This is a genomic window from Bacillus sp. 1735sda2 (assembly GCF_024159245.1).
GTDB classification, from domain to species: Bacteria; Bacillota; Bacilli; order Bacillales; family Bacillaceae; genus Bacillus; species Bacillus pumilus_O.
This window is the reverse complement of record NZ_JAMYWZ010000001.1, coordinates 3,358,140-3,371,711: the sequence shown is the minus strand read 5'-3', so window position 1 is coordinate 3,371,711 and position 13,572 is coordinate 3,358,140. Positions and strand designations below refer to the sequence as shown.

At 43.4% G+C, this 13,572-nt stretch carries 17 protein-coding genes; 16 read left to right on the top strand and 1 reads right to left on the bottom strand.

Annotated elements, in window-relative coordinates:
• The first annotated feature begins 159 nt into the window (after positions 1–159).
• The 8 genes from hprK (at position 160) to NKR21_RS17670 (ending at position 5,967) form a co-directional block, all read left to right on the top strand.
• Positions 160–1,092, top strand: coding sequence for an HPr(Ser) kinase/phosphatase (gene hprK / locus NKR21_RS17705; RefSeq protein WP_003212943.1), 933 nt, complete (start codon positions 160–162; stop codon positions 1,090–1,092).
• A gap of 11 nt (positions 1,093–1,103) precedes the next feature.
• Positions 1,104–1,928 (top strand): prolipoprotein diacylglyceryl transferase, encoded by an 825-nt coding sequence (gene lgt, locus NKR21_RS17700; RefSeq protein ID WP_012011379.1) that lies wholly within the window; start codon positions 1,104–1,106, stop codon positions 1,926–1,928.
• A 19-nt stretch (positions 1,929–1,947) separates the two neighbouring features.
• A complete protein-coding gene (locus NKR21_RS17695; RefSeq protein WP_012011378.1) occupies positions 1,948–2,892 on the top strand; it encodes a nucleoside recognition domain-containing protein in 945 nt (314 codons plus the stop codon).
• On the top strand, positions 2,889–3,539 hold the full coding sequence (gene ppaX, locus NKR21_RS17690) for a pyrophosphatase PpaX (protein WP_012011377.1): 651 nt from the start codon (positions 2,889–2,891) through the stop codon (positions 3,537–3,539). Before NKR21_RS17695 ends, ppaX begins: the two co-directional genes overlap by 4 nt.
• Before the next feature lies 1 nt (position 3,540).
• Positions 3,541–4,059, top strand: a complete 519-nt coding sequence (locus tag NKR21_RS17685; protein ID WP_012011376.1) for an acyltransferase — start codon at positions 3,541–3,543, stop codon at positions 4,057–4,059.
• A gap of 69 nt (positions 4,060–4,128) precedes the next feature.
• Positions 4,129–4,557: an Rrf2 family transcriptional regulator gene (locus tag NKR21_RS17680; protein ID WP_012011375.1), complete on the top strand. Its 429-nt coding sequence runs from the start codon at positions 4,129–4,131 to the stop codon at positions 4,555–4,557.
• An 85-nt stretch (positions 4,558–4,642) separates the two neighbouring features.
• Positions 4,643–5,284: an NAD(P)-dependent oxidoreductase gene (locus tag NKR21_RS17675; RefSeq protein ID WP_012011374.1), complete on the top strand. Its 642-nt coding sequence runs from the start codon at positions 4,643–4,645 to the stop codon at positions 5,282–5,284.
• 44 nt (positions 5,285–5,328) lie between these two features.
• The gene (locus tag NKR21_RS17670) at positions 5,329–5,967 is read left to right on the top strand and encodes a DsbA family protein (protein ID WP_012011373.1); all 639 of its coding nucleotides are present in this window, start codon (positions 5,329–5,331) and stop codon (positions 5,965–5,967) included.
• 60 nt (positions 5,968–6,027) lie between these two features.
• Here NKR21_RS17670 and NKR21_RS17665 read toward each other — a convergent pair whose 3' ends face one another.
• Entirely contained in the window at positions 6,028–6,822 is a 795-nt protein-coding gene (locus tag NKR21_RS17665) for a C39 family peptidase (protein WP_012011372.1), read from the bottom strand.
• A 233-nt stretch (positions 6,823–7,055) separates the two neighbouring features.
• Between NKR21_RS17665 and NKR21_RS17660 the strand changes: the two genes are divergently transcribed.
• Genes NKR21_RS17660 through hisIE form a run of 8 tightly spaced genes read left to right on the top strand, consistent with a single transcriptional unit; the run spans position 7,056 to position 13,485 of the window.
• Positions 7,056–8,231 (top strand): ATP phosphoribosyltransferase regulatory subunit, encoded by a 1,176-nt coding sequence (locus NKR21_RS17660; RefSeq protein ID WP_012011371.1) that lies wholly within the window; start codon positions 7,056–7,058, stop codon positions 8,229–8,231.
• Positions 8,224–8,865 (top strand): ATP phosphoribosyltransferase, encoded by a 642-nt coding sequence (hisG, locus tag NKR21_RS17655; RefSeq protein WP_144455479.1) that lies wholly within the window; start codon positions 8,224–8,226, stop codon positions 8,863–8,865. Before NKR21_RS17660 ends, hisG begins: the two co-directional genes overlap by 8 nt.
• Complete coding sequence (hisD, locus tag NKR21_RS17650; protein ID WP_012011369.1) at positions 8,862–10,151, top strand: histidinol dehydrogenase; 1,290 nt, start codon at positions 8,862–8,864, stop codon at positions 10,149–10,151. Before hisG ends, hisD begins: the two co-directional genes overlap by 4 nt.
• Positions 10,148–10,732, top strand: a complete 585-nt coding sequence (hisB, locus tag NKR21_RS17645; RefSeq protein WP_012011368.1) for an imidazoleglycerol-phosphate dehydratase HisB — start codon at positions 10,148–10,150, stop codon at positions 10,730–10,732. The genes hisD and hisB overlap by 4 nt, the downstream gene beginning before the upstream one ends.
• Positions 10,732–11,370, top strand: a complete 639-nt coding sequence (gene hisH, locus NKR21_RS17640) for an imidazole glycerol phosphate synthase subunit HisH (RefSeq protein ID WP_012011367.1) — start codon at positions 10,732–10,734, stop codon at positions 11,368–11,370. The genes hisB and hisH overlap by 1 nt, the downstream gene beginning before the upstream one ends.
• Entirely contained in the window at positions 11,367–12,104 is a 738-nt protein-coding gene (hisA, locus tag NKR21_RS17635; RefSeq protein WP_012011366.1) for a 1-(5-phosphoribosyl)-5-[(5-phosphoribosylamino)methylideneamino]imidazole-4-carboxamide isomerase, read from the top strand. The genes hisH and hisA overlap by 4 nt, the downstream gene beginning before the upstream one ends.
• Positions 12,101–12,859: an imidazole glycerol phosphate synthase subunit HisF gene (hisF, locus tag NKR21_RS17630; RefSeq protein ID WP_012011365.1), complete on the top strand. Its 759-nt coding sequence runs from the start codon at positions 12,101–12,103 to the stop codon at positions 12,857–12,859. Before hisA ends, hisF begins: the two co-directional genes overlap by 4 nt.
• Positions 12,856–13,485 (top strand): bifunctional phosphoribosyl-AMP cyclohydrolase/phosphoribosyl-ATP diphosphatase HisIE, encoded by a 630-nt coding sequence (gene hisIE, locus NKR21_RS17625; protein ID WP_012011364.1) that lies wholly within the window; start codon positions 12,856–12,858, stop codon positions 13,483–13,485. Before hisF ends, hisIE begins: the two co-directional genes overlap by 4 nt.
• Positions 13,486–13,572: the final 87 nt, after the last annotated feature.

Sequence of the window (13,572 nt, the reverse complement as noted above, 5' to 3'; positions counted from 1 at the left end):
CATTGTCTTTGATTTAGTTTACCCTTTTTAAGTATAGTTGTCTATACCAGTAAATGAAAGGAAACAGGAACAGGATAAAATACTGTTTTGGGATCATCATTGAAAGTGATAAAATAGAGCTGTATTTCTGAATCGCCTGTGATAAAAGGAGGAAGAAGCGTGCCGAAAGTTCGTACGAAGGACATAATGGAACAATTTCATCTTGAACTGGTAAGTGGGGAAGAAGGGATTAATCGTCCCATTACAATCAGTGATCTTTCCAGACCAGGTATTGAAATGGCTGGTTATTTTACATATTACCCAAAAGAAAGAGTTCAACTTTTAGGGAAAACAGAGCTTTCTTTTTTTGAACAGCTCCCAGAACGCGAACGAAAGCAGAGAATGATGTCTCTTTGTACTGATATTACTCCTGCAATTATTTTGTCACGAGATCGTGAAGTGCCGAAGGAGTTAATTGAAGCTTCAAATGAAAATGGCGTACCTGTGTTACGTTCAAGCCTAAAAACGACAAGACTGTCGAGTCGTTTGACCAACTTTTTAGAAAGCAAGCTTGCACCAACGACTGCTATTCATGGTGTGCTCGTAGATGTATATGGTGTAGGTGTATTGTTAATTGGAAAAAGCGGAGTAGGAAAAAGTGAAACAGCCTTAGAATTAGTGAAGAGAGGACACAGGCTGGTCGCAGATGATTGCGTAGAAATCCGTCAAGAGGATCAGGATACGTTAGTCGGAAGCGCACCTGAGCTGATTGAACATCTTTTAGAAATCCGTGGATTAGGCATTATTAATGTGATGACCTTATTTGGAGCTGGGGCTGTCAGAAGCTATAAGAGAATTACGATTGTGATGAATCTTGAACTTTGGGAGCAAGGCAAACAGTACGATCGTTTAGGACTTGAAGAAGAGAAGATGCGAATCATCGATACAGATGTACCGAAGCTGACCATTCCTGTCCGGCCTGGACGAAACTTAGCGGTTATTATTGAAGTGGCTGCGATGAACTTCAGGTTAAAACGCATGGGACATAATGCGGCGGAACAATTTACAAGTAAACTAGCCGATGTCATTGAAGACAATGGCCAAGATGAATAGGAGTTGTCTATATGAACGAAGCGATTCAGCCAATTGATCCGATTGCTTTTCAGCTCGGACCTCTTTCGGTTCATTGGTATGGTGTGATCATTGGGGTAGGAGCCTTACTAGGACTCTGGCTCGCACTGAGAGAATGTGAGAAAAGAGGAATCAATAAAGATACGTTTATTGATTTAATCTTATTTGCCATTCCAATAGCGATTATTTGTGCACGAATTTATTATGTATCCTTCGAATGGGATTACTATCAGCAGCACCCAAATGAAATCATTAAGATTTGGCATGGCGGAATTGCCATTCATGGCGGGCTGATAGGCGCTGTGCTGACAGCAATCGTCTTCACAAAAGTGAAAAGGGTGTCCTTCTGGAAAATAGCGGATGTAGCAGCACCTAGTATTTTACTAGCGCAAGCCATTGGACGCTGGGGGAACTTTATTAATCAGGAAGCGCATGGTGAGGCTGTTTCAAGAGCCTTTTTAGAGAATTTGCATTTGCCTGAGTTTATCATTAATCAAATGTATATTGATGGGACGTATTATCACCCAACGTTCTTATACGAATCATTATGGAATCTTGCCGGTGTTGTGATCTTGATTTTATTACGTAGAACATCGATGCGTAGAGGCGAAATCTTCTTGTCTTATTTAATTTGGTATTCAATCGGTCGTTTCTTCATAGAGGGTATGAGAACGGACAGTTTAATGCTGACAGAACATCTTCGAATCGCTCAAATGATTTCGATTGCCATTTTTGCAGTGGCTGTTTTGCTGATCATCTTTAGAAGAATAAAAGGGTACGCATCGATTCCGTATAAAGAGAACAACTCATCGAATTAAAGCAGGGGGGATCAAAGAGATGGGGGAGACATGGAAAAACGGCTTAAAAGCGGGGCTATCGACTACTTGGACACTTGGAAAAGTCATCTTTCCGGTTACCATTCTCGTCAGTATCTTGCAGCATACGCCTGTTATGGATTGGATGATTCAATTCATACGGCCATTGATGGGATTGTTTGGTCTTTCAGGGGAAGCAGCTATTCCTCTTGTATTAGGAAATGTGCTGAACTTGTATGCAGGCATTGCCGCCATTTTGACACTAGATCTTCCCGTGAAGGAAGTGTTCATTTTGGCCGTGATGCTCTCCTTTTGCCATAACCTGATGATTGAATCGACAGTGGCAGCAAAGGTTGGACTCAGAGTGTCTGTCATTTTGCTTGTCAGAATCAGTCTCGCTGTTGTTTCCGCTATTGTCATTCATCTCGTTTGGCAGGGAGGCCAGGAGCCGGCACAATATGGATTGCTAACGACAGCTCAGACGGCTGATGTGCCTTCCAGCTGGTACATGATTGTCCTTGTTGCTTTACAAAAAGCCGTACTCGGTGTGCTCCAGCTCGCCTGTATTGTCATCCCTCTTATGATCATCATTCAATTCATGAGAGATCTAGGATGGCTCCATACGCTATCTAGGTGGCTGTCTCCATTTACGAGAATGCTTGGAATGAAAGAAAATACGTCGATGACGATGGTCGCTGGGTTAACCATTGGTCTGGCATACGGGGCTGGCGTGATGATGAAGGCAGTGGAAGAGGATGGCGTGAGTAAAAAGGATTTAACTCTTGCTTTCATTTTCCTTGTCGCCTGTCATGCAGTGGTCGAAGATACGCTCATATTTATTCCACTTGGGATCCCTGTGTGGCCGCTTCTTGTCATTCGCCTAGTATCTGCAATTTTATTAACAGCTGTTATTAGCTATATTTGGCGAAAGCGCGAGCTTGCAGCTGTTAGAAAGGAAGCCATATGAACGAATCAACTATTAACACCGTGCTATTTGATTTAGATGGCACATTAATCAATACGAATGAATTAATTATTGCTTCATTTCAACATACGCTTGATCATTATTACCCTGGTCAGTACAGCCGTGAAGAGATTCTTCATTTTATTGGTCCATCATTATTTGATACATTCTCTGCGATGGACCCTGATCTAACGGATGACATGATTCAGATGTACCGTACATTTAATCATGAACAGCATGATCTGCTTGTGACTGAATATGAGACTGTTTTAGATACATTGAAAGTCTTGCAGGATCGAGGATTTAAGCTTGGTATTGTCACAACAAAGATACGTGACACAGTGTTAATGGGATTGAAGCTGACCGGTTTAGAGCCATTCTTTGAGGTGATTGTGACGCTCGATGATGTCCAAAATGAAAAGCCGCATCCTGAGCCAGTTCAACTGGCATTATCCAAGCTTGGCAGCGATCCACATGAAGCGGTGATGGTCGGTGACAATTATCACGATATTCTGTCTGGTCAAGCGGCAGGGACAAAAACAGCAGGTGTTGCTTGGTCGATTAAGGGAGAAGAAGCCCTTTTCAAGCATCGCCCTGATTTTATGTTAAAGAAAATGAGTGATCTCCTGGCGATTGTTGGAGCTGATTGAGTTGAGAAAAACAGATCGTTATCCTGTAAAAGGGGTCAATTCGTTACGACAAGTGTATCGGACGGTTCCTTTTTTCAAAGTGGTGAAAAACTTTATTTTCATTCAAATCGCACGGTACACGCCCTTTATGGGAATGAAAAATTGGATATACAGAACCTTTCTTCGTATGAAGGTCGGCGAAGATACAGCGTTTGCCTTAATGGTCATGGTGGATCTCATGTTTCCTGAGAAAATCAAAGTCGGTCGAAATTCGGTGATTGGCTATAACACCACCATTTTGACCCATGAGTATTTGATTAAAGAATATAGACTTGGGGAAGTCTATATTGGTGATGAAGTCTTAATTGGAGCCAATTCCACCATTTTACCTGGTGTGACCATTGGGGATGGAGCGATCGTGTCAGCTGGTACACTTGTTCATAAGGATGTTCCAGCAGGTTCATTTGTTGGAGGAAATCCAATGCGCATGATTTATACGAAAGAAGAAATGAAAGTACGTCAATCTAAGTCTGCTGAGTAGCTCGGCAGACTTTTTTGTTGACAATATGTTATGGTGTAACTATAATGATTACAACAGAGGTGAGAAAACATGAAAATCAGCAGCAGATTTACTGTCGCTGTCCATATTCTGGCCTTGCTATCACTTGAAAAAGGATCATTACAGACATCTGAGGATATCGCGGGAAGTGTGAATACAAACCCAGTTGTTATTCGCCGGATTATGAGTAAATTAAAAAAAGCAGGCCTAATCTCAACGAGTCTTGGTAAAGGTGGTTCTCAGCTGAACCGCAGTGAAGACGAGATCACGCTACTTGATGTGTATAAAGCGGTTGAAGTGGTGGATGAGGGAGAATTGTTTCAAATCCATGAAAGCCCCAATCCTGACTGTCCGATCGGTGCAAATATTCAAGCTGTGCTTGAGTTAATCTTGTGCCGCGCTCAAAGTGCGATGGAGCAAGTGCTTGCTGAGATCAAATTAAGTGAACTAACGCAGGTGTTAATCAAAAAAATTGGATGATCTATTCAATTTTTTTTACCAATGTTGTAACTGCATTGGTTACACCTTTGTTTATCAAATAAAACATTTTACAGGAGGAATTCAAATGAAAATTGGTATTATTGGCGCTACAGGTAAAGCAGGACAGGAAATTGTAAAAGAGACTCAATCAAGAGGACATGAAGTAACAGCTATCGTTCGAGATGCGAAAAAAGTGACAGATTCATCCGTTGCTGTTATCGAGAAGGATGTGTTTCATTTACAAGCAGAAGACATTAAAGGCTTTGATGTCATCGTCAATGCATTTGGCGCACCTGCTGGGAAAGAGCAACTGCACGTAGAAGCTGGGAAAAAGCTGATTGAGATTTTGAAAGACGTACCCGATACGCGTTTAATCGTTGTGGGCGGAGCGGGGAGTCTATTTGTTGACGAAGCTCAGACTACAAGACTTGTTGATACACCAGAATTTCCAAAGGAGTATATCGCAACTGCTTCACAGCAAGGTGAAAACCTAAAAGATCTTCAACAAACTGAAGGATTAAAATGGACGTTCCTCAGCCCTGCCGCATTCTTTGATCCAGCAGGCAAACGCACAGGTTCTTATGTGAAAGGAAAAGATCAACTGATTGTTAATTCTAAAGGTGACAGCTATGTGAGTTATGCCGACTACGCCATTGCGCTTGTCGATGAAATTGAGCAGGCTGCCCATGTTAGAGAACGTTTTACCGTTGTATCTGATACAGAATAAGTCAATTCGTTGCCGCTAAAAACGATGAGTGAGGAGTTTAATGTATGAATGATCAAGAATTGTCTCTCATTTATGTATGGGATGCGTATTGTGGCTGGTGTTATGGTTTTTCCAACAGTATCCGTACTTTGCATGAGAATCATCCTGACATATCACTGACGCTAGTATCTGGCGGGTTATTTGTAGGAGAAAGAAGTCTTCCAATAAAAGAATATCCGCATATATCAGAAGCGAATCGACGGATCAGTCAGCTAACTGGCGTTGAGTTTGGTGAACGTTATCAGAAGCTGCTAGCAAATGGGACGTTTCTCTTAGACTCTGAGGCTGCAGCCATTGGGTTTTCAGCACTAAGATCCGTTGCTCCAGATCGTGCATTGTACTTGGCTTCATCAATGCAAAAGGCTTTTTATCAAGACGGAAAAAGCCTGAGTGATGAAAAAACGTATCGGGAGATCGCTATGGTGCATCAACTTGATCCTGAAGCAGTCATTGAGCGTACGAAAACAAAAGAAACGATCAATGATGCGTATGCCGACTTTGCGAAGGTTCAACAGCTTCAAGTAAATAGCTACCCTACCCTTTTGTTAAAAAAAGGGGATGAATACTTCAATGTAGGCGGAGGAGCGATGACAGCTGAAAAGCTTGAGGAGCGCCTGAAAGGAATTATAGAAAGATCATTATGAAAAAACCATCCTCTATTCGAATAGAGGATGGTTTTTTCATGTTCCCAAAGAGAACTTGTTCTATGCTTTAATGATAATCGCTTGACTGCCCATCTGTTCCCAAGAATCTTCAAATTGATCGCGATCGACTTTTTGATTCTTTTCTCCATATGGGTTATTTAAGTAGACATGCTCCTTGTCATAGCCTGTGATGACCACGCTATGCATATTAAAGCTTACATCGATTTTGCCATTTGGTGTATTCCATGTTTCGATGTTATCTATTTTGTCAAAGGTGGATGTGGTAATCACCCAAACAGGATACCCTTTTTCAAGTGATTGATAAATGGCCTTTTTGACAGGTTTTCCGCTTAAATCGACGACTTGAGCGCCTGCATATTTTTTCGCAAGCTGATAAATAGGTTCATGGTATACACCAAGGCCTGGTCCATTCTCCATATCTCCTACAAACCCGTCACGTGGGTCTCCTTTTAAACCATTTTCATAATTGAGCGGAACACGTTTGATTTCATTTGCCAATGCGTCTTTCGTCACTTGCTCATAGCCGCTGTAATGGAGAAGCATCGCTAAGCTTGTGACTTCGCATCCATTATAAAGCTTTGGGGCATCCATTTGATTGTAGAGGATGACGTCCATGGCTTTTTTACTTCCTTTTAAAGAAGAATAAGAGGCGTCTGTTTTTTTCGTTGATCGTGTTTCTTCAGCTGCAAGTGCCGTATCGTTTTCTTTTTCTTTGGCTGCTTCGTGTGGTGAAGCTGTCTTTTTGACTTGGTCGATTTGTGTCACGAATATAAAGCCGAAATAAACAAGGCATGCGCACAACAAAGTTAGGATTAATGTCTGGATGAACTTCACTGTAATCTCCTGTTTTATTCAATATTTTTATGTATTATAGCACGTTCTTTCACCGAACATGCAGAATAGGGACAGGTTTCACTTGAATGTAATAATTCCACAAATTTTTCATGAAAATAGAGAGAAAATAAAAATGATTGATTTAATTACTTTATTTTGTTAGCATATTATCATATTAGCGAACTAAAGGATTCGGAATTTTTTGTTTTAATGTGTTGGAGGTGCAGAAGAACATGTTTATGTTTGAGAAACCGTATGGTATGCGGGATTCATTACCAGGATTGTATGAGACGAAGAAAAAAGTGAGACATTCTTTAACAGAGGTCATGAATGGTTGGGGTTACCGGTTGATGGAGACACCAACGCTTGAATTTTACGATACAGTCGGTGTTCAATCGGCGATTACAGATACACAGCTCTTTAAGCTTTTAGATCAGAACGGGCAAACCCTAGTACTTAGACCTGATATGACGGGACCTATTGCGAGAGTAGCGGCATCAAAGCTCCATGAACAGGCGTATCCACTTCGCGTTGGGTATGCGGCCAATGTGTTCCGGGCGCAGGAAAGAGAAGGCGGAAGACCATCAGAATTTGAGCAGGTCGGAATTGAGTTGATTGGAGACGGTTCGATTAGTGCAGATGCTGAAGTGATCGCGCTTGTCGTATTCGCATTAAAAAATGCTGGGCTCAATTCCTTCAAAATCGCAATTGGGCATGTCGCTTTAGCAGAGACGTTATTTGTAGATGTGCTGGGAAATACAGAGCGTGCAAACGTCCTTCGCCGATTCTTATATGAAAAGAATTATGTAGGATACCGTCAGCATGTGAAGCAATTGCCACTCTCCTCCATCGATAAAACGAGGCTGTTACAGCTTTTAGAGTTAAGAGGAGGCCGGGAAGTCACGGAGCGGGCAGAGGAAATCGTCGTTTCACAAGAAGGAAAAGAGGTGCTCGCGCAGTTAAAGTCGCTTTGGGAGACACTTGAAGATTACGGCTGTACGGAATATATCCGTCTCGATTTAAGCATGGTGAGTCATATGAGCTACTACACGGGTATTTTGTTTGAAGTATTTGCTGATCATGTTGGGTCAGTCATCGGAAGTGGCGGTAGATATGACCAATTGCTTGCTCACTTTAATGCACCTGCACCAGCTACAGGATTCGGACTTCGATTAGACCGTCTGCTTGAAGCGCTCGATGTAAAAGAAATCAATGAGCCACAGGAGGCAGTGATTTTTAGTAAAGAACAAAGGCTGGAGGCTTTTGCTTTTGCAGAAAAGGAGCGGTCAAAAGGGAAAAAGATCGTGCTGCAAGACTTAGCAGGGATTGAAAATATTGACGCGATGACCAAGGCATTTGAGCAGGTGACTTATTTTATCGGCGCTAGAAAGGGAGAGCAAAATGGGTAAAGTGTTGACGATGGCGATGCCAAAGGGCCGAATATTTGAAGAGGCCGCAGGGCTGTTAAGGCAGGCGGGTTATCAACTGCCAGAGGAATTCGAGGATTCAAGAAAGTTAATCATTGATGTACCGGAAGAAAGCCTCCGCTTTATTTTAGCGAAACCAATGGATGTGACGACTTATGTAGAGCACGGTGTTGCCGATGTGGGCATTGCAGGGAAGGATGTCATGCTCGAAGAAGCTCGTGATGTGTACGAGGTGCTTGATTTAAACATCAGTAAATGCCATTTAGCAGTTGCTGGATTGCCAGGAGCCAGCTGGGGTGGTGTCGCGCCGCGTGTGGCCACAAAGTACCCAAATGTCGCATCTTCCTATTTTAGAGAGCAAGGTGAGCAAGTAGAGATCATTAAGCTGAATGGTTCCATTGAATTAGCACCGCTCATCGGACTCGCCGATCGTATCGTTGATATTGTCTCTACAGGTCAAACACTTAAGGAAAACGGTCTTGTTAAAACGGAGCATATTTGTGACATTACGTCACGGTTTATAGTCAATCCTGTGAGCTATCGGATGAAGGATGCGGTGATTGATGAAATGGCGCAGCGCCTTGCAAGAATCATTGAAGGGGAGGAAACATCATGAACATCACCTACATAAAAGAAGGTGACACAGACACACTCTCACTCAAACGGACTTTAGATACGGGCACGGAAGAGCAGCGCCTGGCTGTTCAGCGGATTATACAAGAAGTGAGAATAAATGGCGATCAAGCGGTACAGTCTTTTACAAAGCAATTTGATGGGGTGCTGCTTGAAGATCCGCTTGTCACAGAGGAGGAAATGACAAAAGCCTTTGAACGCTTGGACCCAGCCGTGATTCAGGTGATCCAAACGGCTATCCGCAATATTCGCACATACCATGAGCGTCAGCTAACATCCTCTTGGTTTTATCATCAGCAAGATGGCTCGATGCTTGGACAAAAGGTGACACCGCTTGATGCAGTTGGTGTGTATGTCCCCGGTGGAACCGCTGCTTATCCATCATCTGTTTTAATGAATGTCATTCCGGCGCTTGTCGCTGGTGTTCAGCGAATTGTCCTTGTGACACCACCAGGGAAAGACGGTTGCCTATCTGATGCTGTACTCGTTGCTGCGAAGGAGCTCGGTATTTCTGAGATGTATAAAATGGGCGGTGCACAGGCGATTGCGACACTTGCCTATGGAACAGAAACCATTCAGCCTGTTGATAAAATTACTGGTCCAGGCAACATCTATGTCGCACTGGCAAAGCGGGAAGTATTTGGTCAGGTCGACATTGATATGATTGCAGGTCCAAGTGAAATTGCGGTTCTAGCAGACGACACGGCTATAGCTCATGAGGTGGCGGCTGATTTACTTTCTCAGGCAGAGCATGATGCGCTGTCATCTAGTATTTTGGTCACCCCGTCTCAAACACTTGCGGAAAACGTGCAAGCTGAGGTGCAAGCGCAGCTAGACACCTTACCAAGAAAATCAATCGCTGCACAATCTATAAAACATCATGGCCGTATATATGTGACGGATTCCATGGATCGTGCAGTAGACGTCGTCAATCAGTTAGCGCCAGAGCATTTAGAGGTGCTGACAGCCTATCCAGAATCATTTCTTGGTCAAATTAAGCATGCAGGGGCGATTTTTTTAGGGCGTTATAGCCCTGAGCCGGTGGGAGATTATTTTGCAGGACCAAATCACGTGCTGCCAACCAACGGAACAGCTAGATTTTCTAGCCCACTCGGTGTGACCGATTTTCAAAAGAAAACGAGCATTATTTCATATAGTCAAGAAGCCTTTGAGACACATAGGGATAGCATTGCGGCTTTTGCCAGATTAGAAGGGCTCGAAGCGCATGCAAGGTCGATTGAATCGAGAAAGCGGGAGGAATCGTCATGAGACAGGCGGAAACAGCGAGAAAAACAAATGAAACGAATATTTCATTAACATTAGAGATTGATGGAGAAGGAAAAGCGGATATTCAAACAGATGTCCCTTTTATGACACACATGCTCGATCTATTCACGAAGCATGGACACTTTAATTTGACCGTCGATGCGAAAGGAGATACGGATGTTGATGATCACCACACAACAGAAGATATTGGCATCGTTCTTGGGCAAATGTTTAAGGAAGCGTTAGGTGATAAAAAAGGAATCAAGCGATATGGTTCGAGTTTTGTTCCAATGGATGAAACGCTTGCTCAGGTCGTGGTTGATTTAAGCAATCGTCCTCATTTGGAAATGAGAGCGGCCTTCCCAAGTCAAAAGGTCGGTACATTTGATACAGAGCTCGTGCATGAATTTCTTTGGAAGTTTGCGTTAGAAGCCCGTATAAATCTTCATGTCATTGTTCACTATGGAACCAATACGCACCATATGATTGAAGCGATTTTTAAAGCGATGGCACGTGCTTTGGATGAAGCAACAACCATTGATCCACGTGTGAAAGGGATTCCTTCAACAAAGGGGATGCTCTAATGATCGGCGTCATTGATTACGGAATGGGAAATTTGTTCAGCGTATCAAAAGCACTGGAACGAGCAGGTGCCCGTTATATCGTCTCCGCTGATGTGGAGGAGCTCAAAAAGGCAGATGCTTATATTTTGCCTGGGGTCGGTTCGTTTCGTGATGCGATGCAGCTGTTAAAACAGACAGGACTTGAGGGATTTATCTACCAAGTTGTGCAGGAAGGAAAGCTGCTATTCGGCATTTGCCTTGGGATGCAGCTGTTATTTGAAGAAAGTGAAGAGGCAGGACGTACGAAAGGGTTGGGACTGCTAAAAGGGCGTGTCGTTCTTTTAAAAGATCATGACAAGGATGGGCAAAAGCTGAAGGTGCCTCATATGGGGTGGAATGAGCTCACATTTCATCAGCCCTCCCCATTGTTTGACGGAGTACCAGAAGGATTTGCGTACTTTGTTCACTCTTATTATGTGAGGGATATGAATCCAGAAGAGCAATTAGCAAGCGCAGACTATGGCGTTCAAGTGCCAGCAATTGTCGGTAAGGGAAATGTGCTAGGCGCACAGTTTCACCCTGAAAAAAGCAGTACAACGGGCATGGCGCTGCTCAAACAATTTATTCAACTAGCAAACGAACAGAGGGTGAACAAATGAGTGAATTTACATTGTATCCAGCGATTGATATGAGGAATGGCAAATGTGTACGGCTCGTGCAAGGAGATTATGATCAAGAAACCATTTATGGAGATTCACCGCTCGATATGGCGACGCGATTTGCAAATGAAGGAGCAAAGTGGATTCATCTCGTTGACCTAGATGGTGCGAAGGCGGGGAATCGCGTCAATCATGAGCATGTGCTGGCAATTGCTTCATCCTTAGATGTAAAAGTACAAATTGGTGGCGGCATTCGGACAGAAGAAGACGTTGCCTTTTATATAAACAATGGCGTAGCTCGGGTCATCCTTGGCAGCTCGGCTGTTTCTAATTCTGCTTTTGTGAAAAAAATGCTTGCGCAATATGGGGAGAAAATAGCGATTGGCATTGATGCGAGAAATGGATTCGTATCGACTGAGGGGTGGCTTGAAACGTCGAAAGTGAAGGCAGAGGATCTCGGCAAAGAATTGGCAAAGGAAGGCGCAGAGGTCTTTATTTTCACAGATATTCAAATGGACGGCATGCTGGCGGGTCCCAATGTGGAAAGTACAGTTCGCTTAGCAGAAGCGACTGGCAAACAAGTCATTGCTTCAGGTGGTATCAGTTCGGTAGCTGATCTTCAAAAGCTGTCAGCACAAAAGCAGACAGGCGTTTCTGGTGCGATCATTGGAAAGGCACTTTATACGGAGCGGTTTACTTTAGCAGAAGCAATTGAAGGGCTTGACCGCGTATGATGACAAAACGAATCATCCCATGTCTTGATGTGAAGGAAGGGCGTGTGGTCAAAGGGGTGCAATTCCTCGGTTTAAAGGATGCTGGTGATCCGGTAGAATTAGCGCAGATATATGATGAGGAAGGGGCGGATGAACTCGTCTTTCTTGATATTTCTGCCTCTCATGAAGGCCGGAAAACGATGGTGGATGTGGTCAAGCAAGTGGCGTCCACTCTTGCCATCCCTTTTACGGTAGGCGGTGGAATTAACCACCTTGATGATATGAAGCGCATATTAAGAGCGGGTGCAGACAAAGTATCTGTGAACACAGCGGCAGTTTTAAGACCAGAATTGATTTCAGAAGGTGCCGATTTTTTTGGTTCCCAGTGCATCGTCGTCGCAATAGATGCAAAGTACGTTGAAGAGAAAAAAGCGTACATGGTTTATACACACGGAGGGCGTCGTCAAACGGATATAGAGGTAAGCGATTGGGCAAAAGAAGCCGTGCTGAGGGGGGCAGGAGAGATCTTGCTCACAAGTATGGATGCCGACGGTGAGAAAAAGGGCTTTGATCATCGATTAACAAAGCTTGTGTCAGAAGCTGTCACTGTGCCTGTCATTGCTTCAGGAGGCGCTGGCAATGCTCAGCATATGCTGGAGGCATTTACAAAAGGAGAAGCGGATGCAGCTTTAGCAGCCTCCATTTTTCATTATAAAGAGACTTCAATTCAAGAGGTAAAGACATACTTGAAAGAACACGGGGTGAAGGTCAGATGAAACAGGCAAACGAATTATCCTTTAATGAGGCAGGCTTGATACCTGCGATTGTACAGGATGCTCAAAGTAAGGAAGTCTTGACATTGGCGTATATGAATCAAGAATCCTATGAAAAAACAATAGAGACAGGGGAAACATGGTTTTACAGCCGGTCAAGAAACGAGCTTTGGCACAAAGGCGCCACATCTGGACATACTCAGCGCGTCACATCCATTCGATATGACTGTGACAAGGATGCGCTGCTTGTTCTTGTCACACCAAGTGGACCAGCGTGCCACACTGGTAGTTATAGCTGCTTTTCGGAAGAAGGCGAGAAACGTCAAACGGAAGAGCAGGATCGTTTTTCGATTTTAAATGAACTTGAACAGGTGATTGCGAAACGTCAGGCTGAAATGCCAGAAGGCGCTTATACAACCTATCTATTTGAAAAAGGGGTCGATAAAATCCTGAAAAAGGTAGGGGAAGAAGCGTCAGAGGTCATCATTGCTGCGAAAAACCGGGATCAAGAAGAATTGAAATGGGAAACAGCCGATCTTCTGTATCACCTGCTTGTGTTATTGCGTGAACAGCAATTGCCTCTTGATGATGTTTTAAAAGTATTAAAAAAACGTCATCAAGGTGAGTGAAAAGCCGGGGATACCTCTGGCTTTTTATTTTCCAATTGAAAAACAAATCCTTCCTTTTCTTTTGTTCTATGTGACGACTCTTGAAGT